A 26,085-nucleotide genomic window follows, 5' to 3' on the forward strand; every position below is an offset into this window, starting at 1 on the left:
GAGAGGACGCGTTCGCCTCGAATCCTCTGCCCGCCCAGGCGGGAACACAGCATCGACAAGCAGGATGCCGCCATGAAGTATGGTTATTTCGACGACAAAGCCCGCGAGTATGTGATCACCCGGCCGGATACGCCGCTGCCGTGGATCAACTACATCGGCTGCCAGGGCTATTTCGGCATCCTGTCCGCGACCGGCGGCGGCTATTCCTACTATCGCGATGCTCGTCTGCGTCGTTTGACGCGCGGCCGTTATAACAACGTGCCGGCCGATTTCGGCGGCCGCTACGTCTACGTTCGCGACAACACCAGCGGCGACTACTGGTCGCCGTCGTGGATGCCGACCCAGTCGGACCTTGAGGATTATAGCTGCCGGCACGGCATGGGATACTCCACCATCTCGGCCAAGCGCTCGGGCATCCGCACCGCCACCCGCTATTTCGTGCCGCTGGATGAGACGCTGGAAATCTGGCAGACGACGGTCACCAACGAGCGGCTGACGCCGGCTGACGTGTCGATCTTCTCGTCGGTGGAATTCTGCCTGTGGGAAGCCAACGACGACGCCACCAACTATCAGCGCAACCTCTCCACCGGCCAGGTCGAGGTTGAAGACGAGGTCATCTACCACAAGACCGAGTACCGCGAGCGCCGCAACCACTTCGCCTGGTTTTCCTGCTCGGAGCCGCTCGCCGGGTTCGATACGCAGCGTGAAAGCTTCCTTGGGCCGTGGCGCGGCTGGAACCGTCCGGTGGCAGTCGAGGAAGGCAAGTCGCGCAATTCGATCGCCCATGGCTGGTCGCCGATGGGCTCGCACCATGTGAAACTGACGCTCGCCCCCGGCGAGAGCCGAGAGATCATCTACGTGCTCGGCTATCACGAGAATCCCAACGAACAGAAGTTCGACCCGCCGGGCTCGCAGACCATCAACAAGACGACGGTCAAGCCGATCATCGCCAAGTATCGCGACGCCAAGAAGGTAGAAGCGGCCTTCGCGGCGCTCGGCAAGCACTGGGATGAGCTGCTCGGTGTGTATCAGGTCGCCTCGCCGGACGAGCATGCCAACCGCATGGTCAACATCTGGAACGCCTACCAGTGCATGGCCACCTTCAACATGTCGCGCTCGGCTTCGTCGTTCGAGACCGGCATCGGCCGTGGCCTCGGCTTCCGCGATTCCAACCAGGACCTTCTCGGCTTCGTGCACATGGTGCCGTCGCGGGCCCGCGAGCGCATTCTAGACCTTGCGGCGACGCAGCTTTCTAGCGGTGGCGCCTACCATCAGTACCAGCCGCTGACCAAGAAGGGTAACAACGACATCGGCGGCGATTTCAACGACGATCCGCATTGGCTGATCATCGGCGTTGCCGCCTATCTCAAGGAGACCGGTGACTTCTCGATCCTTGAGGAGCCCGTCGTGTTCGACAACCAGCCGGGCACCGAGGCACCGCTCTACGAGCATCTCCGCCGCTCGATCCAATATGCGCTCGACCGGCTCGGCCCGCACGGCCTGCCGCTGATCGGCCGCGCCGACTGGAACGACTGCCTCAACCTCAATTGCTTCTCCGACACGCCCGGCCAGTCATTCCAGACGACCACCAGCAAGGACGGCAAGGTTGCGGAATCCGTGTTCATCGGCGCGCTGATGGTGCTGTCAGCCCGCGAGCTCTCCGCTCTGGCAAACCAGGTCGGCAAGGCCGATGACGCCACCTTCTATGCCGACGTCGCCAAGAAGATGGACGAGACCGTCCGTACCCATGGCTGGGATGGCGAGTGGTTTGTCCGCGCCTATGACGACTTCGGCCGCAAGATCGGCTCGAAGGAGAATGAAGAAGGCAAGATCTTCATCGAGTCGCAGGGTTTCGCGGCACTGGCCGGCATCGGCGTCGACGACGGCAAGGCCCGCTCGGCACTCGACGCGGTGCGCAAGCATCTCGCCACTCCACATGGCATCGTACTGCAGCAGCCGGCCTACAGCCGCTACTACATCGAGTATGGCGAGATCTCGACCTACCCGCCCGGCTATAAGGAAAACGCCGGCATCTTCTGCCACAACAATCCCTGGGTGATCATCGGCGAAGTGGTGCTGGGCAACGGCGACGCGGCCTTCGACTACTACAGCCGCATCTCGCCGTCGGTACGCGAGAACATCTCGGACGTCCATCGTCTCGAGCCCTATGTCTACGCCCAGATGATCGCCGGCCGCGATGCGCCGACGCACGGCGAGGCCAAGAACTCCTGGCTGACCGGTACGGCGGCCTGGAACTACTATGCCATCACCCAGTGGATCCTGGGCATTCGCCCCGAATACACCGGCCTGCGCATTGCACCGGTGGTGCCAGAGCGCTGGACCGGCTTCACGGCGAGCCGCGTCTTCCGGGGCGTCACCTATGATATCTCGATCAAGCGGAACGGTGCCGGCAACAAGGTGTCGCTCATCGTCGATGGCAAGCCTGTCGATGGCGACATCGTGCCGCCGCCGGCCAAGGGCGTCAAAACGGTGAAGGTCGAGGCCGTCCTCGGCTGACCACCAACGCCAGAGAATAAAATGGGAAAGGGCGCCCTCGGAGGCGCCCTTTTCTTATGCACTAAGGCAAGCCGATCGATCTCCATTGGGCGCCCAATCGTATGAAAGCTCATTTCAACGGATTGAACTACAGTTTGTCCGTTCGCCAAAACGCGTGAGTCTATATACGTAATATTACCTTTTTGCCTTGCCGAACCGTCATATTCTTGACGCGTTATTCTTTGTTTACGACTACCCAGCCATGGTTACATTGTTATTGTCTGGTTTATCGAGGTGCAGCTTATGAAGCCGCGCGTTCAACCAACTTCCGAAGAAATTACATTCCTACCCGACGAAATCATTGTTTCCAAAACCGACCTCAAGGGACGGATTACTTACGCAAACGCCACGTTCTCGAAGATCTGCGGTTACAGCCGCGCCGAGCTCATGAATGCGCCGCACTCGATTATCCGGCACCCCGACATGCCGCGTTGTGTCTTTAAACTTCTCTGGGACCAGCTTGGCGAAGAGCGCGAAATCTTCGCCTACGTGAAAAATATGGCACGCACCGGCGCGTTCTATTGGGTGTTTGCCCACGTCACGCCGTCATTCGACAATGCCGGCAAGGTCAACGGTTATCACTCCAGCCGCCGCGTGCCGGATCGGCGCGTCGTCCGAGAGGTCATTGAGCCTCTCTACGGCGAGTTACTTCGGACCGAGGCGTCACACGCCAGTGCCAAAGAGGGGCTCGTCGCCTCGTTCGCCCAGCTCATGCATGTCGTAAAATCGAAAGCCGCCAGTTATGACGAACTCATCTTCTCGCTTTGAAGCGTTCGCCCCCGGCGCGGCGGTCATTCTGCTGCTGGTCGGCGCTGTCGGCGCCCTGGTGGCCGAAATGCCAACTCTTGCGCTTCTGTCTATCGCCGGCGCGATCATTGGCGCCGCGGTAGGTCTGGTCTTGTCCCTGCGCCTCTTCGGGGCGATCGAACGATCGGCCAACGTGGCCCGCGCGCTCGGAAAGGGTGATTTCGAAACACGCGATCTGGTCTTTGACCAATGGGGTCAGGCTGGCGAGCTTGCCGAAGCCATCAACGACATGGCTGACCACATCGATGCCTTCGTGCGCGAGGCCAGCGCGGCCATGGAGGCCGTCCGTCTGAACCGCTACTATCGCCGCATCCTGCCAAACGGCATGCACGGCGCGTTGCTCCGCGCCTCGAATACCATCAACGACGCCACGGACATGATCCAGGATCGTGTCGAAGCCTTCGAAGCATCGACCGACGAGTTCGGTGCCACCATCAATTCCATCGTGGACAGCCTCGTCGGCGCTTCGCGCGACATGGGCGGCGCGGCAACCCGCCTCGGCGAGGGAGCCAGTTCGACCGGCCAGCGCGCCAGCGATGCGGCCTCAAGTTCAAGCATGGCGTCAAGCGACGTGCAGCGGGTTGCCCATGCTGCGACACAGCTCAGCGACTCCGCTCGTGATGTCGGCCGAGAGATCGGACGCTCCGCCGCCATCGCCAAGGATGCCGTTGCGCGCGCCGAGGAGACCAAGCGCATCGTCGACGGTCTTTCCGAAGCCGCAGAGAAGATCGGCGCGGTCATTGGCCTGATCGAGCAAGTGGCCGGCCAGACCAACCTCTTGGCCCTCAACGCCACTATCGAGGCGGCGCGCGCCGGCGAAGCAGGCAGGGGATTTGCGGTCGTTGCGCAGGAGGTGAAAGCACTCGCCTCACAGACTGCAGCCGCCACCAGTGAGATTACCCGGCATATTTCGGAAGTGCAGACTGCAACCCGCGCCGCCGTTGGCAGCATTATCGGTATTGGCGGCACCATCGCCGAGATCGATGCGATTACCGCCGACATGCGCGGCTCCATCGAGGCGCAGATCGCCGCCACGACGGAGATCGCTCAAGGCGTCAGCAATGCCTCGGAAGGAACCAGACAGGTGTCCGATCGGATTTCGGGCATCACGGGCATTGCCCGCGAGACATCGGCGCTGGCCCAGAATCTGTTTTCCACCTCGGGCACTCTATCGGCCGAGGGTGATCGGCTGGCGGTCACCGTTCGCGAGTTCCTGGTCAGACTGCGGCGCGGGCCGCTTGACCGTCGTCAGGCGGCGGAGCGTGTGCCGGGTGGTCATGTCGTTACGATCGCCTCGCCGAGAGGCAAGGCCAAGGCGACCTGCGTTGACATTTCCATGACCGGCGGCCGATTTGCTGGTGAGCTACCGCCCCTCATGATCGGCGACGAGGTCCACATCACCGGCGAGACGGATATCGACTTGCCGGCCACGATACGCTGGATTCGGGGCAGCGAGGTCGGCGTCGAATTCAGGCTTGCCGAAATGAAGGCGGCGGCCTCGGAGCGTCTGCGCAAGCTGGTAAGCAGAGGCAAGACAGTCGCCGCCGCCGCTTGAGGGCAGCGCCGTTCTTGAGGGATGAGGGCGTATGCCTTGCCTGGCACCGCCTTGGCATTCACTGCCGTTCAAGGCGGAGATGGGCGATTTCACCGAAGCGTCCGACCTCGGCGAGCTTCAGCGTCCGTGGCCGCGCTGCGGCTGGATAAAGCGGAATGCCTCCGCCGAGGATGACCGGGACGATGAATTGATCGAGCCGGTCGAGCGCATCGCGGTCGATGAAAGCCTGCTGCAGCTGACCGCCGCCGACGATCCAGACGTTCTGCTTGGCGCCGGCCCGCAGGTGCTCGATCAGGGCGTCGACGCCCTTCGTCCATATCTCGGCATCGGCCGGTAGATCGGTGATCTGGTGGGACGTAACGACAATCAGACGCTTGCCGGCATATGGCCATGCCGGCATGGACCGTCGGCAGACCTCATAGGTGTTGCGCCCCATCACCAGCGTGCCGATGCCGGCATAGAAGTCCTCGTAGCCCGCGTCTTCCGCCGGATAGGGATCGAGGAAGGAGAAGCTGTGGTCGGGGCCGGCGATGTAGCCGTCAAGCGTCGAGGCGATGTATCCGCAGATCATGTCGGGTCTCCGATTTTGGCTGCTGGATAGTATCGGCAGCCCTACCGGATCCCGTCAGCAGTCCCTGATCAACGTCGATCGCCGATGAAATCGCGATGCCGCTGCAGGCGGTGCTCCAGTCCACGCACGGCAAGCGACAGCGATACCGTCATCAACAGATAGACATAGGCGACGACGTTATAGGTCTCGAAGAACAGAAACGTGCCCGACGAATAGACCTTGCCGAGCTGCGTCACGTCTTGCACGCCGAGCACGGAAACCAGCGAGGAATCCTTCAGCATCGCCACGAAGTCATTGCCGAGCGGCGGCAGTACCGTACGAAAGGCCTGCGGCAGGATGATCAAGCGAAAGACCTTGAAACGACTGAGACCCAACGCCTTGGCCGCTTCGATCTGGCCGCGATCGACCGACTGAAGGCCGGCACGGAAGATTTCCGACAGAAATGCCGAATAGGAGATGACTAGCGCCACCACCGCTCGCCATAGAAGATCGAAGTCGCGAACGCTGGCTTGCCCGATGAGTCCGATGGCTTGCAGGGGCGCCGTGATGAGATTCCAAAGGACGATCAGCGCCGGCGCGGCGACGAAGGCCATATAAAACAGCAAGACCAAGACGGGCACGCCGCGGATGATCTCGACGTAGAAGGTGGCCGCCTCGCGCAGGAGGCGATGCCTCGACAAGCCGGCCGACGCGATGCCGAGGCCGATGACGCAGGCGAACGCGTAAGCGATGACCGTCACGAAGACGGTCACCCAAATGCCGCTCGCCACGGCCCCGAAGATGACGCGGTAGCTTGCGCTCGAACCGATGACGAGTCCAAAGGCAATCGCGAGGAGGATCGCCGCGAGCAGCCACCAAGGCAGTTCGCGGCGACGGGTCTCTTTTAAGGTCAAGGCCGGCTCAGTTCTGGCTCTTGTAGTCGTAGAGCCACTTCTTGTTGAGGGCATCCAGCGTGCCGTCGGCCTTCATGGAGGCGATGGCGGCATTGATCGGCGCCGTGAGATCGGACCCCTTCTTCAGGATGAAGCCGAACTCCTCGCGGCCGAGCGGTCCGCCAACCACCTTGAAAGCACCAGGCTGGGCGCCGATGTAGCCATCGGCCGACGTCTTGTCCATCAGCACCGTGTCGACATCGCCGGCCTTGAGCGCCTGCACCGAAGCCCCGAAGGTTTCGAACAGCTTGATGCGCGGATTCTTCTCATTGCCGTCAAGCACACTGTAGACGGCAACGTAGAAATTGGTGGTGCCAGGCTGGGCACCGACCAGACCGTCCTTCAAGGCGGCAAAGGTCGGACCGTCGGTGAAGCGCTTCTCATCGGCGCGCACCAGCATGAGCTGCTCGGAGACCATGTAAGGGTCGGAGAAGTCGATCTGCTGCTTGCGCTCGTCGTTGATGGTGATGCCATCCATGCCGACATCGAACTGGCCATCGCGGATCGCCTGGATCATGGCGTCCCAGGAGGTCAGCTTCCACTCAACCTTGGCGTTGAGACGCTTGCCGATCTCGTTGAACGCATCATATTCCCAGCCGATGCCCTGCCCCGTCTTGGGATCGGCGAAATTGAGCGGCACGTAGGCGTTTTCGGTTACCGCGATGATGGTGCGACCTTTGAGGTCGGGAAGGTCGGCCGCGCTGGCCTGAGATACGAGAGCCGACAACAAAACCGCCGCGGCCGCGGCCGCGTTTGCAATAATCTGCACGAAAGGATCCTCCGTCGCTGAGGTAGCCGGAACGAGATCCCTCCGTTACCGGCGCGTGACGGCCACTATTGGCTTTTTCGCGCAAGGCTGGCAAGGGTTTACTTGCCGTCGTTCCGGCTAGAAAAGCGCCGGGTCGTTCAGTCCCGCGTCACCGGCAACCCCTGCATCCGCCACGCCGTGATGCCGCCACCCATGTGACCGTCCACGGCGTGCCCGGCCGACTTGCACCAAGCGAGCGCCTGCCCCGATCGACCGCCGGAAAGGCAATAGAAAATCACCGGCTTATCGGTTGGCAGAGCACCGGCCCAGGTTGCCAGTTCCGAGAGTGGCTGGTGGACGGCGCCGGGAATGTGCCCCTCATTCCACTCATGCGCTTCGCGCACGTCAACGAGATGGATGGCCTTGCGGTCCAGCAGCTCTTCAACTTCCTGCGGCGACAGTGTCTTGGATTCATTGCGGGCAAACAGGGAAACCATGGAGAAGCCCATCTTACATTTCTGTTGGGTTATTAAATTCGTATAGACTAATATTAAGCATCAGTCAAGGAAACTACCTACTCGAGACATCCCACCGTCTATCAGCTTTTTCTAGCCGCGCCTTGGGCGGCAGGAGCGCAGTAGAGCTCGTATAGCAGACCGATCAACCGGCGCGCGTTGTCGGAGGCGAGACGATAATAGATGGTCTGCGCTTCTCGGCGGGTCGCAACGATGCCGAGATCCCGCAGACGAGCCAGATGCTGCGATAGCGCCGACTGACCAAGGCCGACGGCTTCGGCAAGTGCCCCCACCGACATCTCATTGTCGACAAGACGGCAGAGCACCATCAATCGCTTGGTTTGGCCCAGCGCCGATAGCAGACGAGCCGCTTCCTCGGCCCGCGTCTCCATCAGGTCGACCGGATTGCCGAAAGAGTCGCACAGGTTGGATTCGCCAGGCATCGACATGATCTGAAGCCTCTCATATTTTATAAAGCTCATAATATTCAAATATACGCAATTTGGCAATTCGCTTTGTGTCGCTCACTCTTTTTGGTATGTCACCGGCAATGCCGGTCGCGACGATTTAGGGAAATATTATCAAAGAGACGGATATCGTCGGCTGTTCAAATATCAGGTGGCGAGCGTCGGTGTCATGAAACGCCTGAAAACGTTCTCGGAACAGAAAGCTCCCCACGAAGCCTCCTCCTGGAAGCCGCGTGTCCTATCCTTGCAAGCCATCGTGGTCGGCATCGTCGGCCTGATGCTATCCGTGCTTCAGCTGGCCGTCGGAGTGACCGAAACCGTCAGGCAGCTCGACGGCATTCAGTCGGAAGCCATGTATCGGGCAACGGCCGGGCTCGACCTTCTGACAGCTATTCCAGCTCGTGGCGCCGAAGCCGGCCGAGGCCACACCGACGCCGGAGCCTTGCTGGTCTCTCTTCGGTCCATCGCCGACGTCTACGCGCATAATCATCCGGGCGAGACGATTCTGATCGAAACCGGCAGGGAGGTAGACGATCAGCCCAGCGCGGCGAACGACATCGTCACCTGGGGCGACAACGATCTCAACGTCCGCCGTGCTTTCGTTCTGGGCGATGGCAGTGCACGCATCTCCGGCTTCTTCTCGGCGCGCATCGATCTCACGGACGACTATGCCGTCTGGCATAACGACATTCTTAAGCGGGCGCAGCTCGCAGCCTTCATCGTTCTTTCGGTACTGATGCTGGCCGTTCTGCTCATGCGGGCGACCGTGATCAGTCCGCTGGAGCGGTTATCCGGGCTCACACGTCGCCTCGCCGCCGGCGAACTCGTCGAGGTCCCGAAATCACATGATCGCGCCCAGGAGATCTGCGATCTGTCGGAAGCACTGGTCGTATTCCGCAACAACCTTGCCCAGAAAGATGCTCTCGAGGCTGCCAATGTCGTTGCCATGCGCAAGCTGGAGCGAGCCACAGGCAATCTCGACATGGCGCTTCGCTCCATGACGCAGGGCCTCGCCCTATTCGACGCGCACCATCGCCTGCTGCTGGTCAATCAACGCTTTCTCGAGATCTTCGATCTTTCCGAGAAGGCATTCGGCGCAAAATTATCCGCTCAGGACGTCCAAGATGTTATCACCGCCCGGATTGCCGCTACACATGGCGCAATCGACCGTTCGGCAGGTGGAGAATTGTTCGGCCGCCACCTCGGCCAGCTGTTCACGCAGGCGGAGCCGGTCTCCGGCGAGGAAGCCTTCGGCGACCGGATGATTGCTTTTACCCACGTCATCACCGACGAAGGCGGCTGGGTCACCACCGTCGAGGACGTGACCGAACGCCGGGCCCAGGAGGCGCGCCTCGCCTATCTCTCGCGCTTTGACTCGCTCACCGGCCTGCCCAATCGCACCCAGTTCAATGACCGCCTAACCATGGACCTCGCCTGGGCCGCCGACAACGGTATCAAGCTGGCAGCCATCGGTCTCGACCTCAATAAATTCACCGAGATCAATGACCAACGCGGTCACAGCGCCGGCGATGCCGTATTGATCGCGATCGGCCGTAGGCTCGACAGCGCGATGCAGGAGGGCGAGTTCGTGGGCCGCATTGGCGGTGACGAATATTGCGCACTCAAGAAGTTCCGCAGCCAGGCGGAAGTCAGCGAATTCATCGCTCGCATCGAACGCTGCTTCCATGAGCCAATTCGCGTCGAGGAGAACGACATTTCCGTTGGCGTTTCCATCGGCGTTGCCATCTACCCGGACGACGCGGTCGACGCCGAGCAACTGGTCAACAATGCCGACTTGGCAAAATATCGCGCCAAACGGTCGGTGACGCAGAACGTCTGCTTCTACGAAGCGGCAATGGACGAGGTGTCCCGCGAGCGCCGTGCCATGGCCCGCGATCTCTGGGATGCGCTGGAACGTGACGAATTCCATCTGACTTATCAGGTGCAGAAGAACATTCGCTCGCGGGAAACCATTGGTTACGAGGCGTTGATCCGCTGGACGCACCCGACGCGCGGCGCCATTCCGCCGGACGCCTTCATCCCGATCGCCGAGGAGTGCGGCGCCATCCTGCCGATCGGACGCTGGGTGCTGAGGCGCGCCTGCCAGGACGCCATTGCGTGGAACGACAACCTCAGGGTCGCCGTCAATCTGTCGCCGGTGCAGATCGCCAACGACGATATCGTCAAGCTGGTGCATGAGACGCTGCTGGAAACGGGCCTCGTGCCGCAAAGACTTGAGCTTGAGATCACCGAGTCGACCATCATCGGCGACAAGGCTCATGCTTTGCATGTGCTGAGGCAGCTGAAAGCGCTGGGCATTACCGTGGCGCTCGATGACTTTGGTACCGGCTATTCATCGCTCGATACGCTGAACTCCTTCCCCTTTGACAAGATCAAGATCGACCGCTCTTTCCTGATGGAAGCCGAGATGAAGGAAGACTCGCGCGCCATTGTCAAAGCGGTCGTGGCGCTCGGCCGCAGCCTCGACGTGCCGGTATTGGCCGAGGGCGTCGAGACGGTCGGCCAGCTCAGCATCCTCGAAGAAGAGGGTTGCGAGGAGGCGCAAGGCTTCCTGTTCGGCCGGCCCGCCAGGCTGACCAGCGATGAAGTCACTGAGACAATCGAGCGGAGCGCCTGATCCGTCCGGGTCGCGGCGCGCGGCTGCGTCGCGCACTACGCATTGGACGAGGTCGGCCGGTTCGACTATTCGGAAGCCAGTTTGCAACTTGGCCTGAGGATCTCCCATGATCGTCGGACTCGCGGTGGTGCTGCTGTGCCAGCTCATCGGTGAAATATTCGCCTATACGACGCACCTGCCGGTGCCGGCCCCCGTTGTCGGGCTGGTGCTGCTGTTCGGCTTCTTTCTCCTGCGCGACCGCTGGGAATGGCTACCCTTCTCGCTCCGCAGCGAGGAGATCGACAAGACATGCGAAACGCTGGTGCAGCAGATGGCGCTGTTGTTCGTGCCGGCCGGCGTCGGCATCGTCCAGCGCCTCGGCATTCTCGAGGCGAACATATTCGGCGTGCTCGCCATCATGCTGGTGACCACCGCTATCTCGATCACCGTCACGGCCTTCACCTTCAGGTTCGTTTCGCGCTGGTTTCCCGCCCCCACGGAGAGTCAGGAATGACCCCCGCCGAAGGCCTCTGGGCTCATCTTTCCGGCGGCGCGCTGCTCTGGCTGACGCTGACGCTCGTCGTTTATTCGATCGCCGATCGGCTGTCCCTGCTAGTCCAGCGCAATCCCCTCGCCAACCCCGTGCTGCATTCGGTCTGGGTGATCGGTGTGATCCTCGTTGCGAGCGGCACGCCCTACCAGACCTATTTCAACGGCGCCTACTTCATTCACTTCCTGCTCGGGCCATCCACCGTGGCCCTCGCCCTGCCCCTTTATGAGAACCGGCGGGTCGTCATGCGCTCGTTGGTGCCGATCGTCGTCGCCCTGGTCGTCGGTTCGGTTACCACGATCGGTTCGGTGATCGCCTGCGCCGCCATTTTCAATCTTCCGGCGGTGATCACCATCTCTTCGCTGCCGAAGTCGGCAACGTCGGGGGTTGCCATGGGCATTTCGCAGTCGGTGGGGGGCGACGCTTCGCTGACGGCGATCATCGTCGTCGCCACGGGCATCGTCGGCGCCGTCATGGCAACGCCGCTCCTGAACCTCCTGCGCATCCAGGACCGCCGGGCCCGCGGCTTCGCGGTCGGTCTTGCCGCCCATGGCGTCGGCACCGCCCGCGCCTTCCAGGTGCATCCGCTCACCGGTACTTTCGCCGGCGTCGCCATGAGCCTCAATGGCCTGATGACGGCCGTACTGGTGCCGCTGGCCGCGTCATTCATCGGCAGCTGACCTTAGTGCCGCGCGCCCTTGTCCAACTCGCAAAACGCGTGGTTGACGATGCGACCGCTGACGGAGATCAGAGAATCTGGCTGGTCCATGACGCGATCCGCTTCTCGGACTTGCCTGCCTGATTGTCCTGATCGAGGACGAGGCCAACGAACTGCCCGTCGCGGACGGCCGTCGAGACCTCGAACTCGTAGCCCTTGGTATTGGTAAAGCCGACCACCTCGGCACCCTTCTCCACCACCACGTCATAAAGCGCGCCCAGGGCGTCGGCGAAGCTGTCCGGATAGTTGCTCTGGTCTCCCAGGCCGAACAGGGCCACCTTCTTGCCTGTGAGATCGGCTTCGGCAAGCAGGTCGATACCGGTTTCCCAGTCCGCCTGGAGGTCGCCCCCGCCATAGGTGGGAGACCCCAGCACCAGAAGATCGCAGCCCTCGAAATCGGCCGTCGTCGCATCCGAGATGTTGATGACCTTGCCGTCAAGCTTGGCGGCGATCTTACCTGCGGCCGCTTTGGTCCGGCCGGAGTCCGAGCCATAGATTATGTGAACGGTCATTTCCTATTCCTCTCGATGGCGACGGAGCACTCAGCTTCGACCCTGGGGAAAAGCTAATTGCAGCTGCGATGCATTCGCAATTAGGGCAATCCCGCAGGGGTGTCGGCAATGTCGGCAGGAGAGAAACAGGCGAAGGCTATATCGTTCCGCCGGCCGAGAGCCCAGGCAAACGCCGCTCGGCGTAATGGCCCGCCCAGAACAGCGAAGGAATGGCCAAAAGCAACGCCAGAGCCACTGCGATCGTAGCAAAAAGCAGACTGCGCGGGGTGAGCGCCTCCGCCGCAAGGCCGTTGATGATGACGAGCAGCGACAGCGGCACCACGAGGCAGATCGCCGTTCCGGTGCCTGGCGCGTAGCGACGGAAAATCAAGGTCAACGTCAGATGCGGGATCATGGCGTTGACCACCATGACGGCGGCAACCCCGGCCAGGAGCTGAACGGCGAGATGATTGCCGGCAGCCGCGAATGCGGCGATCACATACAAAGCGGCGGTCAGGATCACCAAGGCAAAGCGCAGGGCGAATGGCGTCACACGGCCGGCGAGGCGCGATTTGTCGGCTGTATAGGCCGGCAGAAAGAGCCCTTCTTCAATGTTATGAACTGTAAAGGCCAGCGCGAAGAGCCAGTAGAGCACAGCAGGTGTCATGGCGCACCTCCTTACCGAACTCGCCGACGACTGGGAGAAGGCGGCGGCGGTCTCGTCAGTGTCGATCGATCATAACACGGCCTAGGCGACGCTGCGAATACGCCGCTGGAACGAGGCTGCCGGCCCCCATCAGTCCAAAATACGCTTTGACAATCCAAAGCCAGTTTGTCTAGATATCGATAATAGACAAAGAGGCGTAGGCCGAAAACAAATATCGGCAGACCGCGCCTCACCGGGAGGATGGGTCATGCGGGCTTTGAAAATCGACGGTGCGGGAGCGAACTCGTTTCACGAGATTGCGGAGCCGGTAGGCGGGGCCGGCGAAGTGCTGATCTCGGTCAAGCACGTCGGGCTTTGCGGCAGCGATCTCAACACATTTTCAGGCCTCAATCCGCTGGTCAGCCTGCCGCGCATTCCCGGCCACGAGATCGGCGCCGAGATCGTCTGCGTCGGCGCGGACGTGCCGTCCGAGTATGCGCCCGGCAAGCGCGTCATCGTCGTACCCTATACGGCCTGTGGTAAATGCTCGTCCTGCCGCAAGGGTCGCGTCAACGCCTGCCGCTACAACCGCACGCTGGGTGTCCAGCAGGAAGGCGGCCTCGCCGAGAAGATCGTGCTTCCCTACGGCAAGCTGATCCTCAACGACACGCTGGCGCCGCGCCATCTGGCGCTGGTCGAGCCGCTGTCGGTGGGCTTCCACGCGGTGGATCGTGGCCGTGTCGAAGCCGGTGATCGGGTGGTGGTGATCGGCTGCGGCATGATCGGCATGGGCGCGGTGGCCGGCGCGGTGGCGCGCGGCGCCGAGGTGATCGCCGTCGATCTTGGCGACAAGACGGCGATGGCGCTGAAGTATGGCGCCAAACATGCCATCGATGCCGGCAAGGACGACGTGGTGGCCCGGGTGAACGAGATCACCGGCGGCGACGGCGCCGACGTGGTGATCGAGGCGGTCGGCCTGCCAGCGACCTTTACCCAGGCGATCGATCTCGCCTGCTTTGCCGGCCGTGTCGTCTACATCGGCTATTCCAAGGCGCCGGTCACCTACGACACCAAGTACTTCAACATGAAGGAGCTCGACATCCACGGCTCCCGTAACGCCACCATCCACGACTTCCGGGCCGTGATCGCCTATCTCGAAGGGCTCGACCATTCCCCCGATGATCTGATCTCCAAAGTGTTTCCCTTCAAGGAAGCCGACAAGGCCCTGCCCTACTGGACCGAGGCGCGCGCTTCGACGCTGAAGATCTTGATCGAGTGCTGAGGGCGAGGAATCCATCATGAAGACCATCGACGCTTCTGCCCTCAACGGCCGCCCCCGGCCGCGGGCCCGCATTCTGCAATGGGGCGAGGGCAATTTCCTGCGCGCTTTTGTCGACTGGAAGATCGATCGCATGAACGAGGCCGGCGGCCTCGATTGGGGTGTGATCGTCGTCCGTCCCATCGCCGGCGGCAACCCACATTGGCTGAACGAACAGGACGGTCTCTACACAGTGCTGTCGCGTGGCGTGGCCGACGATGGCAGCAAGGTATCGGAGGCGCGGGTCGTCGGCTCGGTGCTGAAGGAAATCGGTGCCTATCAGCACTGGGACGAAGTGCTTGAGCTGGCCCGCTCGCCGGAGATCACCGTCGTCATCTCCAACACCACCGACGCCGGCATCGCCTATGTGCCGACGGTCAAGTATGACGACGCGCCTCAGGCGTCCTTCCCGGCCAAGATGACGCGCCTGTTGCACGAGCGCTGGACGGCGTTCGCCGGCAAGGCCGACGCCGGCTGGCAGATGATCGCCTGCGAACTGATCGACCACAACGGCGACGAACTCCGCCGCATCGTGCTGCAGCACGCCGAGGAGTGGGGCCTCGAGCCGGCGTTCATCGCCTGGGTGAAGGAGGCCAACGCCTTCTACAACACGCTGGTCGACCGCATCGTGCCGGGCTACCCCAAGGCCGACGCGGAAGCCATCGAGCAAGAGCTCGGCTACTCCGACCGCTTCATGACCACCGGCGAGCTGTTCCACTTCTTCGTCATCGAACAGAAGCCTGGTCAGCCGGACTTGCGCCTGCCGCTCGCCGCGCATGATCAGCAAACTGTCGTCGTGCCGGATGCCACGCCCTACAAGGCGCGCAAGGTGGCGATCCTCAATGGGGCGCACACCGCGCTCTGTGCCTTGAGCCTGATCTCCGGCGTCGAGACGGTGGGCGAGGCGGTGACCACGCCGGTCGGTGCCAAGTTCCTCGACCGGCTGCTCGCCGAGGAAGTCATCCCCTTCCTGACGCTGCCCAAGGATGAGCTCAAGGCCTTTGCCGATGCGGTGCTCCGCCGCTTTGCCAATCCATATATCCGCCACCTCTGGTACGACATCTCGTTGAACGGCCTTGTCAAATACCAGACGCGCGATCTCGACCGCCTCACGGCCTATATGGATCGCCACGGCAAACCGGCGCCGCTTCTGACGCTGTCGCTCGCTTCCTGGTTGGCGTTCTATCTCGGTCGCTTCAAGGGATCGGATGCCTACCCACCGCGCGACGCCGCCGAGATCGTCGACAAGGTCAAGGCGATCGGCGCGCTCGACGACAGCAGTGCCAAGGGCCGCGAGGCGATGGTCTCGGCCTATCTCGGCGAGACTGCTTTCTGGGGCAAGTCGATCGATACGCCGGCGCTCCGAGCAGCCGTGCTTGCCGACTTTACGGCGCTGACCCAGCAGCCAATGACCTTCGAACGGTTGGGCGCGCTGATCGACGCCCGCTGACGGGGCGGCTTGTCGCCCCCATATGTCAAAGACCGGCGCTGTCGCGGCGCCGGTTCCCTTGCCTCAGATTTCAGGATGAGAGCCATGCCGCGCGTTCTCAAGATCCATCCGGACGATAGCGTTGCCGTTGCCCTCGAACCGCTCGCCAAGGGCACGGCGATCCCCGCCTTCTCCCTGACGCTGCTCGATGATGTGCCGCAGGCGCACAAGTTCGCCCTGCGCGACATCGCCGTGGGTGAGAAGGTGATCAAATATGGCGCGGTGATCGGCCTTGCCCGCGAGGCGATTGCCAAGGGGGCGCACGTCCACGTCCACAATCTCAAGACCGCGCTCGGCGACATCCTGGAGTACAGCTACGCCGGCAATGTCGCGGCCCGTCCGCAGAACGGCGGCCCGGTGCCGACCATCTCGGCCTACGAGCGGGTGAACGGCGACATCGGCATCCGCAATGACCTGTGGATCGTGCCGCTGGTCGGCTGCATCAACGGCCTTGCCGACAACATCGCCAAGGCGGTGGAGAAGCAAGGCATGCTGCCGGAGGGTTCCAAGGTCACCGTCCTCAGCCATCCCTATGGCTGTTCCCAGCTCGGCGATGATCTGGCCAACACGCGCGGCATCCTGCAGAACTATGTGGCCCATCCCAATGCCGGTGGCGTGCTGGTGCTGGGTCTCGGCTGCGAGAACAACACCAAGGCCTACTTCAAGCAGGGGCTGGAGCTGCCCGATCCCGACCGCGTCCGCTTCCTGACCAGCCAGGAGGCCGGCGACGAGATGGCTGAGGCGCTGGCCATCTGCCGCGAGCTGACGGCGAAGATGAAAGAGGACAAGCGCACCGAAGTGGGTGCCGACCGGCTCAGGATCGGTCTCAAGTGCGGCGGCTCGGACGGCTTCTCGGGCATCACCGCCAACCCGCTGCTCGGCGCCTTCTCCGACTGGCTGACCGGTATCGGCGGCACCACGGTGCTCACCGAGGTGCCGGAGATGTTCGGCGCCGAACAGATGCTGATGGAGCGGGCGGAAAACCGCGAGGTGTTCGACAAGACGGTGACGCTCATCAACGACTTCAAGCGCTACTATGTCGACAACAACCAGCCGATCTACGAGAACCCGTCGCCGGGCAACAAGGATGGCGGCATCTCGACGCTCGAAGAGAAGTCGCTCGGCTGCACCCAGAAGGCCGGCCTCTCCACCGTGCGCGACGTGGTCGGCTATACCGGCAAGGTCAAGAAGCCCGGCCTCAATCTTCTATCGGCTCCGGGCAATGACGGTGTCGCGGTCACCGCGCTGGCCGCCTCCGGCTGCCACATGGTGCTGTTCACCACCGGCCGCGGCACGCCGCTCGGTGGCGTGGTGCCGACCATGAAGATCGCCACCAACAGCGACCTTGCCAGCCGCAAGCCGCACTGGATCGACTTCGATGCCGGCCCGATCGCCACCGGCGAGACCACCGTATCAGGTCTCCGCGACAGCTTCGCAGAGGCCGTCCTCGCCGTCGCCTCCGGCAAACCCACCCGAAACGAAACCAACGATATCGGCGAAATCGTCATCTTCAAAACGGGCGTCACCCTCTGAGGTGACCCCTTACCGCTGCAAGGCGGCGAGTTTTGCAGCGAGGCCGAGAAACAGCGCGCCCAACGAGCGGTCGAGCCATAAGGCGAGCCGATTGCTGGCGCGCAGCCTCGCCGTCAGCCAAGCGCCACCGAGTACCACCAGTGGTTCCACGATGGCGGCGACGACGATGATCAGGATGCCATGCAGCAGGAGTTGCAGCGGCACCGGTCCGGCACCGTCGACGACGAACTGCGGCAGGAAGGCGAGAAAGAAGATCGCCACCTTGGGATTGAGGATGTCGACCAACATGCCTTGCAGAAAGACGGCGGACAGGCGACTCTCGGCCAGCGCTGCCTCGACGTTGAAGGCGCTCGCCTTCGACCGCAGGGCTGAGATGCCAAGGTAGGCGAGATAGGCGACACCGGCCCACTTCACCAGCGAGAAGGCGGCGGCCGAGGTGACGACGATGGCCGACAGGCCGATGGCGGCGAACAGCACGTGACAGAAGGCACCGGCCCATAGGCCGAACATGGCGGCAAGCCCCTGCCGACGGCCGCCGCGCGCCGTATGCCCCAGGATGAAGGCGATGTCCGGCCCCGGCGACACGTTCAACAGGAAGGCCGCTGTGAAAAAGGTCGCCCAGTGCGTCCAGTCATAACCCAACATGTCTATCCTCATGCCATGAGCCTCTGGTTTACAGGCTCAGCAGCGACGATGCACGCGTCTTACGCCCGCCGCCGGGCCGGCACGTGCCGCGTCGCCCGGGCAGGCACGTCGAGATCGGCGGCCACTTCCGGTTCGAGCGGCAACGGTGCGTTGGCCGGACGCGGCACCTGATCGATGAGATCGGGGAGCCCACCGCCCTTATCGGTGGCGCGTACCGCTTCGCCGGGCGGCGTCAACGCGGCCGCCACATCATCGGCCGCGAGATGGCCGAGCAGATGCGTCAGGTTGACGATGCGATCGGCCACCACGTGGATGACGCCACTCTCCGACTGCATGCGGCCGGTGACCGACACCATGCGCGAGCCCAGCACGATGGCCCGGTGCGCCTCGAACACCTTCGCCCAGACAATGATGTTGGCGATGCCGGTCTCGTCCTCAAGGGTCAGGAAGATGGTGCCTTTGGCGGTGCCTGGCCGCTGGCGCACCACGATGAGGCCCGCCACGGTGACACGGCGACCATCGGCGGTGCGCGTCAGATCGTCGCAAGGCATGGCGCGCAAACGATCGAGATGGGAGCGCAGGAAGCTCACCGGGTGGGCGCGCAGCGACATCCGGAGATGGCGATAATCCATCACCACTTCTTCGCCTAGCGGCATGGGTGGCAGATGCATGTCCGGCTCAATCTCGCGCCCGGCCTCTTCGGCTGCCAGGAACAACGGCAGGTCGTCCTTGTCGCCGGATCGGCCAAGACCACGCACCACCCACAGCGCATCGCGGCGGCTAAGACCGAGCGAGGCGAAGGCATCGGCGTCGGCAAGCCGTTCCAGTGTCGAACTCGGCAAGCCGGTTCGGAGCCAGACGTCGCGGATGGAATCGTATCCCCCGCCCCGACGCTCGGCGATCAGTCGGCCATCCGCCTCCTTGAGGCCATTCACCTCACGGAAACCGAGGCGGAGGGCATGCGTCGTCAGTATCCGACCTGCCATCGAGGCGTGGCGCGGATGCGGGGTCACTTCCGGCGCGCCCGGCTCCAGTGTCGCGTCCCACTCCGAGAGGTTGATATCCGGCAGCCGTACGGTGACGCCATGGTCGCGTGCATCGCGGACGATCTGGGCCGGCGCGTAGAAACCGAGCGGCTGGGCATTGAGCAGCGAAGCGGCGAAAACATCGGGGTAATAGCATTTAATGAAAGCCGAGGCGTAGACCAGCAGCGCGAAGCTCGCGGCGTGGCTCTCGGGAAAACCATAGTCGCCGAAACCCTCGATCTGGCGAAAGCAATTCTCGGCAAAGGTGCGGTCGTAGCCGCGCCCGGCCATGCCCTCCACCATCTTGTCGCGGAAGGTTTTGATGGTGCCCATGCGGCGGAAGGTGGCCATGGCGCGCCGGAGTTTGTCCGCCTCGCCCGGCGTGAAGCCGGCGGCGACGATGGCGATACGCATCGCCTGCTCCTGGAACAATGGTACGCCCAGCGTCTTGCCGAGCACCTGCTCCAGTTCATCCTTCGGGCCATGTTCGGGTGATGGTTCGGGATACTTCGGCTTTTCGAGGCCCTGTCGTCGTCTGAGATAGGGATGCACCATATTGCCCTGGATGGGGCCGGGACGGACGATGGCCACTTCAATGACGAGGTCATAATAATTGGCCGGCTTCAGGCGCGGCAGCATGCTCATCTGCGCCCGGCTTTCGATCTGGAAGACGCCGAGCGTATCGGCGCGCTGGATCATGGCGTAGACCGCCTTCTTCTCGGCCGGCAGGCTGGCGAGCGTCCAGTGCCGGTCGTAATGCTCCCCGAGCATCTTCAGCGCCTTGGCCAGCGCTGTCAGCATGCCCAGGGCAAGCACATCCACCTTCAGCATGCCGAGCGCGTCGAGGTCGTCCTTGTCCCACTCGACGAAGGTGCGATCGGCCATGGCGGCGTTGCCGATCGGCACCGCTTCGTCGAGCCGGCCCGCCGTCAGCACGAAACCGCCGACGTGCTGGCTGAGATGGCGCGGAAAGCCAGAGAGTTCGCGGGCATATTGCAGCACCATGGCAAGGCGTTTCTCTGTGGGATCGAAACCGGTGCGGCGGGCGTCGTCGTCCTTCAGTCCCTTCGATGGCGAGCCCCAGACCGAACCGGACAGCGCCGTCACCGCGTCATCGGTGAGACCGAACACCTTACCCACCTCGCGCACGGCGCTGCGGCCGCGATAGGTGATCACCGTGGCAGCGATGCCAGCCTTCTCCCGACCGTAGCGCTCATAGATGTATTGGATCACCTCCTCGCGCCGGCCATGCTCGAAATCGACGTCGATATCCGGCGGCTCGCCCCGCTCGACCGAGATGAAGCGCTCGAACAGAAGCTCACCGCGCCTGGGGTCGACATCGGTAATTCCAAGGCAATAGCAGACGACGGAATTGGCGGCCGATCCGCGCCCCTGGCAGAGGATACGCTTCGATCGTGCGAAGCGGACGATATCGTAGACAGTGAGGAAATAGGGCTCATATTCGAGCGTGGCGATGATGGCGAGTTCATGCTCGATGGTCTTGCGGATCCGATCGTCAACTCCGTCCGGGAAGCGTCGCCGAACCCCCTCCTCTATCAGCGCCACCAGAGCTTCGGCCGCCGTGTCGTAGCCAACAAAGGACTCGCGGGGGTATTCGTAGCGGAGTTGATCGAGCGAGAAGTCGAGCCCGTCGAGGAAGCGTACCGTTTCGCTCACCGCCTGTGGCAGGTCGGCAAACAGCCGCTCCATTTCTTCCGGTGGCTTGAGGTGGCGTTCGGCATTCTGTTCGAGGCGGAAGCCGGCCTCGTCGATGGTGACATGCTCGCGGATGCAGGTGACGATGTCCTGCAGCGGCCGTCGCTCCGGGGTATGATAGAGCGGATCGCCAAGGGCGATTGACCGCAAGTCGGTCGACTTGGCCAATTTCGCGAAGGCGGCAAGCCGCCGACGATCGTCGCCAAGCCGCGGCATGGTGATGCCGAGCCAAAGTTGGTCGTGCAAATCGGCAGCGAGCTTCTTCACCTGAGCACTGAAGGCCGGCAGCAGGCGGCGCGGCGGCACGACGATCAACCTGAGCCCTTCCGAAAACTCCTTGAGATCAGCAACCGTCAGAATGCAGTCGCCTTTTTCGGCTCGCCGGTTGCCGTTGGTGAGCAGCCGGCAGAGCCGGCCGTAGGCGGCGCGATCCTTGGGATAGGCGAGAAGGTCCGGCGTGCCATCGGTGAAGACGAGACGGGAACCGACGGCAAGCCGCACGCCATATTCCTTGGCCGCCACATGGGCGCGCACCACGCCGGCCAGCGTGTTGCGGTCGGCGATGCCGATGCCGGCATAACCAAGCTGACCGGCCGTTCCCACCATCTCCAGGGGATGGGAGGCACCGCGCAGGAAGGAGTAGTTGGTAGCAGCGGCAAGCTCGGCATAAGCGCTCATGATCACCTCCACTCCTCAGGCAAACAGTCCGTGCACGAACCAGCGCGGATGAGTGGTTTCGACCTGAAAGAGGCCTTCTCGGAACATCCAGAAGCGTCGCCCCTCGGCATCCTCGACCCGGAAATAATCGCGTGTCGGCGCTTCCTGCCGCCACCACTCGCCGGCGATCCGTTCCGGCCCCTCGGCGCGCTTCACCTCGTGCGTAACGCGTCGCCAGCGGAAACGGAGCGGCGGACCATCCGGCACCGAGGCCATCGCTTCCACCAACTCTGGATGGGCGAACAGACGGATCGGCCGTTCCGGCGGGTCGCCGGGCAGTACCTTGGTTGCAAAGGCGTTGCCCTCCCCCGCCATGTGGGCCGGCACGGCGCGGCTCGCCTGCTCGGGAATATGGCTCGCGTGGGCTTTGAGCCGCCGCACCCGCCCCCGGCCGATGCGGGCGCCGACTCGATCGACGAAACGTGTCAACTCCAGCGCCATGTCGGGGCCGGCGAGCGACAGCGCCACAGCCTCGCGGCGGCTCGTCTCGGTGACGGCAACGGTGACGCAATCGAAGCCGTAGCCGGCATCGAACTCCTCGGCGAGGCTGTCGAGCCGACGGCAGAGAATGTCCTGCATCACCGTCGCTTCGCGGCTCGGCCGGCTGAGGCCCGCTTCGATGTGAGAGAGAGCGCCATCGACCCGCCAGAGGCTGAGGCGGAGACGCAGCGCCCCCTCGCCGGCCGCCTCCAGCCGTTCGGCCAGCGCGCCGATCAGCGACAGGGCCACGGCGCGCACATCTTCCTGACGGGTGATCGGCTCGAAGAAGCGCCGCTCGGCGCAATAAGGCGCGACCGGCAGCCGCGGCGATAAGGTTTCCTCGGCGAGCCCCAGCGCCCGGTCGAGCTGGACGAGCACGGGGCGGCCGAAGCGGGCGGTGAGCGGCGCGCGCGGGGCGTCTATGAGGTCGCCGATGCGCTTCAGGCCAACACGGGCAAGCGCGTCGACGGTGGATGCATCGAGCCGTAGCGCCGCCACCGGCAGGCCGGCCAGCGCACGCCGCTCCTCGCCGGCTTGCAGCCTTCCACCCCGTCTGAAAGCGGCCAGCGCGTGGGCGGCACCGATGGTCGAGGCAATGCCGATGGTGACTGTCAGGCCTTGCCGTTCGAGCCGCTGCGCCATGTCGGCAGCCAAAGCTTCCTCGCCGTCGAACAGATGGGCGCAGCCGGCAATGTCGAGCACCAGCGTGAAATCCTCGGGATAAGGAAACTCCGGGTCGACGGACGACGTGCCGATGCGGCGACCGGCGAGCGGCGTATAGCGCTGCGCCCAGTCGCACAGCCGATCGAGGAAGGCCGCGTCGGCTTCCGGATCGGCGGCACGCACGTCGAGGCCAGGCACGCGGGCACGGGCGTCGGCAAGGCCGAGCCCCGGCTGCAATCCGAGCCGCACCGCCTGTCCGTCGACATGAGCAAGACGCGCGGCGCCGCGATGTTTGGCCATCAGCACCATGGGTAGGTGCGCCACGCCCTCAGCGGTTGCGGAAGGAAACGACCGTTGCCGATCCAGTCGGGCGAGGCGATCGGTCGCCAGATGCGGCAGCCAGGCGACCAGATAGCGGGATTGCCAGAGAGGCGGGTCCTTCGGCTTGGGACCCGCCGCGCGGGGCTCGGAAGGATTGCTCATCGGTACGCCACTCCATCATCCACATGCCAACCTGACCAAGACGATTACGGGCGAGATCCGCCGCAAAAACCGGGTTTCCAGGATGTGCGCCGCCGCCGCTGGGGGCGGCTGCGACGCGCCATCGCGTGACGGCGCTGGTCGGGCCCGGGGCACCGCCAGTCCTGAGCAAAATTCCCGTGGAACGGCCACCATCGGCGATCAGCGACAGGCGGCGGCAGGCCGTCAGGTCGAGGCGGCGGTCATCGCCGAACGGCTCGATCACCACCGCCGCGAAGGCACGGGCAGCAAGCCCCTCCTCGGCAGCGCGCAGTACATCGGCAGTATCGCTGGCCGTCACCGCGATAAGGCGCGAAGGATCAAGGCCAAAGGCGGCAAGCCCTGGGCCGTAGGGCTCGCCCGCCTCGCGGCCGGCCATTTCAGCCCGCACCCAGAGCCAGAGACTATCCCGCCCGGCCGCCGCCAGGAGCCGCCCCGCACATGCCAGGGCAAAGCCCGTCGCTGCCGCCATGTCGGGGGCACCTGCCGGACTGACATCATGGAGCGCGCCACGCTTGAGACCGCCCGTCGCCGCGTCAACCTCGGGATGGCCGAAGGCAACCGCCGTCGTCTCCGGTCCTGCCCAGGCGTTTGCCGCCCGCCCGCTCCGAAAGACCGACATCGGCGCGGCACGGCCAACGGTGGGCGCCATATCGTGCACCGGCACGCCAGCCAGTTCTTCCGCCGCGGCAGGATCGGCAAACCCCTCGCTTCGGCCGCGCGCTCGCTCCAGCTGCGCCACCTGCCGTCGAAGCATAGCAATCCTGTCCGTCGACTCGCTCGCGAGCACGGTTATAACCCCCGTTTCCGTGGCCTTTGTTCTCTATATGTTCCAGTATAGAAGGGGCTTTCGAAGAGTCAAGAACGGGCTGTGGCTGACCCTCAGGATGTTTCTGTTTGGATTCAGGAAATGGCTGCCGCTTCGCCGAGCATCATACCTCGACGAGGGTCAAGCCGGAGGATTTGAACGGGCGCAAGGTTTCTCCAGGAAGGCCCGTCACCGTCACCAGGGTGCCGATATCGGCAAGCGGCATGATCTGGTAGGGAGACGCCGCTCCTAGTTTTTCATGTGTTGCCAGAACGATCGTTTCCGCCGATTGACGAGCGATCAGCGCCTTGATTGCCGCCTCTTCCCGATCCCCCGTCGTGACGCCGGTTTCCGGATGCACGCCGGTTGCCCCCATGAAGAAGAGATCGGCGCGAATACGCGAGATCGCCTCGGCGCTCGTCGTTCCCACCGCGACGATGGAGTGCTTGAAAAGCCGCCCGCCAATGAGTTCGACCTCCACCAGGGGGTGACGGACCAGTTCCACTGCGATGCTCGGACTGTGGGTGACGACCACCGCCTTGAGATCGTGGGGAAGGTGACGGGCGAGCTGTACGTTGGTCGTGCCGCCGTCGAGAAAGACGATCTGGCCGGGCTGGATCATGCGAGCCGCCGCCTGTCCGAGCCGGGCCTTTGCCGAAGAACCGACCTGCTCGCGGGATTCGTAATCCGCGACAGCCGGCGAGGCCGGCAAGGCTCCTCCATGAACGCGTAGCAGCAGGCCTTCACCGGCAAGTTCGCGCAAATCGCGCCGGATCGTATCTTCCGACACGCCCAACTTCTGGCTGAACTCCTTGGCGACAAGGCGGCCCTCTTGCCTGAGTATCTGTTGAATCAGCGCTTTACGTTCCGACGTGAGCATGCGATCCCCGATTGCACGAAATTACTTGACTCTGCACGATATCGCACGAAAATGAGGGCATATCCAGAGCAACGATCAAACCCGGGGTACGAACTTGAGCATAGCCCATCGCGTTCGCGTGGAGGACGTCACCGTCCTCTCCGATGACTGGTACGTCCTGAAGAAGACGACCTTTTCCTTCCGGCGCAGCGATGGAAGCTGGCAGCGCCAATCGCGCGAGACCTACGACCGGGGAAATGGCGCGACAATCCTGCTCTACGATCCGAAACGCCGCACCGTGATCCTGACCCGCCAGTTTCGCTATCCGGCCTTCGTCAATGGCCATGACGACCTGTTGATCGAAGCGCCGGCCGGCCTCCTCGACAATGCCGAACCCGAAATTCGCATCCGGGCCGAGACGGAAGAGGAAACGGGCTTTCGCGTGCGCGACGTGCGCCCCATCTTCGATGCCTTCATGAGCCCCGGCTCGGTCACCGAGCGGCTGCACTTCTTCGTTGGTCAGTACGAGCCCGGCGACAGAACTTCGTCCGGTGGCGGCAACGAGGCCGAGGGCGAAGACATCGCCGTTCTGGAAGTCGGCATCGACGAGGCGCTGTCGATGATCGGATCCGGCGCCATCCGCGACGGCAAGACGATCATGCTCCTGCAATACGCCGCTCTTCACCTCTTTCCGCAAACAGCACAAAACGGGGAGATCGTCGCATGTTGATCCTGATCGCCGGCCCCTACCGCTCCGGAACCGGAGACGATCCCCAAAAGATGGCCGACAATCTTCGCCGACTGGAGGAAGTCTCCTGGCCGCTGTTCAAAACCGGGCACATTCCGATGATCGGCGAATGGATCGCCCTTCCCGTCTGGCAGTCGGCTGGTGGGAAAACGCTCGGTGATGAGCTCTACGACCAGATCTTCTATCCGACAGCCGAGCGCTTGTTGGCCATCTGCGATGCCGTTCTTCGCCTTCCAGGAGACTCAAAAGGCGCCGACACCGACGTTCGCCTGGCCAAGGAGCGGGGAATTCCGGTCTATTATCGGGTGGAGGATGTACCAGGCGTCGGAAACTGATCCTTTCCCTGCCTTGACGTTGCCACGGATTGGTCTCACACAGGCCCGGTCCGGCGC

The 26,085-nt window shown here is 63.2% G+C and carries 23 protein-coding genes; 11 read left to right on the forward strand and 12 right to left on the reverse strand.

What is annotated here, in order from left to right:
• The first annotated feature begins 72 nt into the window (after positions 1-72).
• From G522_RS0100985 to G522_RS24960, 3 genes are all read left to right on the forward strand, one after another.
• A complete protein-coding gene (locus G522_RS0100985; RefSeq protein ID WP_026789455.1) occupies positions 73-2,517 on the forward strand; it encodes a glycoside hydrolase family 94 protein in 2,445 nt (814 codons plus the stop codon).
• Between the two features lie 282 nt (positions 2,518-2,799).
• Positions 2,800-3,324 carry a PAS domain-containing protein gene (locus G522_RS0100990; RefSeq protein WP_026789456.1) on the forward strand — a complete coding sequence of 175 codons (525 nt, stop codon included), beginning with the start codon at positions 2,800-2,802 and terminating at the stop codon, positions 3,322-3,324.
• Entirely contained in the window at positions 3,299-4,918 is a 1,620-nt protein-coding gene (locus G522_RS24960; RefSeq protein WP_051227985.1) for a methyl-accepting chemotaxis protein, read from the forward strand. Before G522_RS0100990 ends, G522_RS24960 begins: the two co-directional genes overlap by 26 nt.
• Positions 4,919-4,976: 58 nt before the next feature.
• Here G522_RS24960 and G522_RS24965 read toward each other — a convergent pair whose 3' ends face one another.
• The 5 genes from G522_RS24965 to G522_RS0101020 form a co-directional block, all read right to left on the reverse strand.
• Positions 4,977-5,489, reverse strand: a complete 513-nt coding sequence (locus tag G522_RS24965; protein ID WP_051227988.1) for a dihydrofolate reductase family protein — start codon at positions 5,487-5,489, stop codon at positions 4,977-4,979.
• Between the two features lie 68 nt (positions 5,490-5,557).
• The gene (locus G522_RS0101005; protein WP_026789457.1) at positions 5,558-6,382 is read right to left on the reverse strand and encodes an amino acid ABC transporter permease; all 825 of its coding nucleotides are present in this window, start codon (positions 6,380-6,382) and stop codon (positions 5,558-5,560) included.
• 7 nt (positions 6,383-6,389) lie between these two features.
• Positions 6,390-7,181, reverse strand: a complete 792-nt coding sequence (locus G522_RS0101010) for a transporter substrate-binding domain-containing protein (RefSeq protein ID WP_051228196.1) — start codon at positions 7,179-7,181, stop codon at positions 6,390-6,392.
• A gap of 146 nt (positions 7,182-7,327) precedes the next feature.
• Positions 7,328-7,678 carry a rhodanese-like domain-containing protein gene (locus tag G522_RS0101015; protein ID WP_051227991.1) on the reverse strand — a complete coding sequence of 117 codons (351 nt, stop codon included), beginning with the start codon at positions 7,676-7,678 and terminating at the stop codon, positions 7,328-7,330.
• 89 nt (positions 7,679-7,767) lie between these two features.
• Positions 7,768-8,127 carry an ArsR/SmtB family transcription factor gene (locus G522_RS0101020; protein ID WP_084632672.1) on the reverse strand — a complete coding sequence of 120 codons (360 nt, stop codon included), beginning with the start codon at positions 8,125-8,127 and terminating at the stop codon, positions 7,768-7,770.
• Between the two features lie 193 nt (positions 8,128-8,320).
• Here G522_RS0101020 and G522_RS24970 point away from each other — a divergent pair, with 193 nt between their 5' ends.
• The 3 genes from G522_RS24970 to G522_RS0101035 all read left to right on the forward strand — a co-directional run bounded on the left by G522_RS24970 (position 8,321) and on the right by G522_RS0101035 (position 11,998).
• On the forward strand, positions 8,321-10,789 hold the full coding sequence (locus G522_RS24970; protein ID WP_051227994.1) for a putative bifunctional diguanylate cyclase/phosphodiesterase: 2,469 nt from the start codon (positions 8,321-8,323) through the stop codon (positions 10,787-10,789).
• Between the two features lie 106 nt (positions 10,790-10,895).
• Positions 10,896-11,282: a CidA/LrgA family protein gene (locus G522_RS0101030; RefSeq protein ID WP_026789461.1), complete on the forward strand. Its 387-nt coding sequence runs from the start codon at positions 10,896-10,898 to the stop codon at positions 11,280-11,282.
• Positions 11,279-11,998, forward strand: a complete 720-nt coding sequence (locus tag G522_RS0101035) for an LrgB family protein (protein ID WP_026789462.1) — start codon at positions 11,279-11,281, stop codon at positions 11,996-11,998. The genes G522_RS0101030 and G522_RS0101035 overlap by 4 nt, the downstream gene beginning before the upstream one ends.
• Before the next feature lie 67 nt (positions 11,999-12,065).
• Here the strand turns inward: G522_RS0101035 and fldA are convergent, their stop codons facing one another.
• Together fldA and G522_RS0101045 are read right to left on the reverse strand one after the other, a co-directional pair.
• Complete coding sequence (gene fldA / locus G522_RS0101040) at positions 12,066-12,548, reverse strand: flavodoxin FldA (RefSeq protein WP_026789463.1); 483 nt, start codon at positions 12,546-12,548, stop codon at positions 12,066-12,068.
• 136 nt (positions 12,549-12,684) lie between these two features.
• The gene (locus G522_RS0101045) at positions 12,685-13,194 is read right to left on the reverse strand and encodes an HXXEE domain-containing protein (protein WP_026789464.1); all 510 of its coding nucleotides are present in this window, start codon (positions 13,192-13,194) and stop codon (positions 12,685-12,687) included.
• Between the two features lie 247 nt (positions 13,195-13,441).
• Between G522_RS0101045 and G522_RS0101055 the strand changes: the two genes are divergently transcribed.
• From G522_RS0101055 to G522_RS0101065, 3 genes are all read left to right on the forward strand, one after another.
• Entirely contained in the window at positions 13,442-14,455 is a 1,014-nt protein-coding gene (locus tag G522_RS0101055; protein ID WP_026789465.1) for a zinc-binding alcohol dehydrogenase family protein, read from the forward strand.
• 16 nt (positions 14,456-14,471) lie between these two features.
• Positions 14,472-15,941 carry a tagaturonate reductase gene (locus G522_RS24975; RefSeq protein WP_036837542.1) on the forward strand — a complete coding sequence of 490 codons (1,470 nt, stop codon included), beginning with the start codon at positions 14,472-14,474 and terminating at the stop codon, positions 15,939-15,941.
• 84 nt (positions 15,942-16,025) lie between these two features.
• Positions 16,026-17,513: a UxaA family hydrolase gene (locus tag G522_RS0101065; RefSeq protein WP_026789466.1), complete on the forward strand. Its 1,488-nt coding sequence runs from the start codon at positions 16,026-16,028 to the stop codon at positions 17,511-17,513.
• A 9-nt stretch (positions 17,514-17,522) separates the two neighbouring features.
• On the opposite strand, the gene G522_RS0101070 is transcribed toward G522_RS0101065, so the two are convergent.
• The 5 genes from G522_RS0101070 to G522_RS0101090 all read right to left on the reverse strand — a co-directional run bounded on the left by G522_RS0101070 (position 17,523) and on the right by G522_RS0101090 (position 24,966).
• The gene (locus G522_RS0101070; protein WP_026789467.1) at positions 17,523-18,158 is read right to left on the reverse strand and encodes a LysE family translocator; all 636 of its coding nucleotides are present in this window, start codon (positions 18,156-18,158) and stop codon (positions 17,523-17,525) included.
• A 59-nt stretch (positions 18,159-18,217) separates the two neighbouring features.
• Entirely contained in the window at positions 18,218-21,577 is a 3,360-nt protein-coding gene (locus G522_RS24980) for an error-prone DNA polymerase (RefSeq protein WP_051227997.1), read from the reverse strand.
• Between the two features lie 15 nt (positions 21,578-21,592).
• Complete coding sequence (locus G522_RS0101080; RefSeq protein ID WP_084632673.1) at positions 21,593-23,170, reverse strand: Y-family DNA polymerase; 1,578 nt, start codon at positions 23,168-23,170, stop codon at positions 21,593-21,595.
• Complete coding sequence (locus tag G522_RS30405) at positions 23,088-24,035, reverse strand: ImuA family protein (RefSeq protein WP_051228003.1); 948 nt, start codon at positions 24,033-24,035, stop codon at positions 23,088-23,090. The genes G522_RS0101080 and G522_RS30405 overlap by 83 nt, the downstream gene beginning before the upstream one ends.
• A gap of 175 nt (positions 24,036-24,210) precedes the next feature.
• Positions 24,211-24,966, reverse strand: a complete 756-nt coding sequence (locus G522_RS0101090) for a DeoR/GlpR family DNA-binding transcription regulator (RefSeq protein ID WP_026789469.1) — start codon at positions 24,964-24,966, stop codon at positions 24,211-24,213.
• 94 nt (positions 24,967-25,060) lie between these two features.
• Here G522_RS0101090 and G522_RS0101095 point away from each other — a divergent pair, with 94 nt between their 5' ends.
• The gene (locus G522_RS0101095; RefSeq protein ID WP_026789470.1) at positions 25,061-25,675 is read left to right on the forward strand and encodes an NUDIX domain-containing protein; all 615 of its coding nucleotides are present in this window, start codon (positions 25,061-25,063) and stop codon (positions 25,673-25,675) included.
• Positions 25,669-26,028 carry a hypothetical protein gene (locus tag G522_RS0101100; RefSeq protein ID WP_026789471.1) on the forward strand — a complete coding sequence of 120 codons (360 nt, stop codon included), beginning with the start codon at positions 25,669-25,671 and terminating at the stop codon, positions 26,026-26,028. The genes G522_RS0101095 and G522_RS0101100 overlap by 7 nt, the downstream gene beginning before the upstream one ends.
• Positions 26,029-26,085 lie beyond the last annotated feature (57 nt).

This window comes from Pleomorphomonas oryzae DSM 16300 (assembly GCF_000422965.1).
In the GTDB taxonomy this organism is placed as follows: Bacteria; Pseudomonadota; Alphaproteobacteria; order Rhizobiales; family Pleomorphomonadaceae; genus Pleomorphomonas; species Pleomorphomonas oryzae.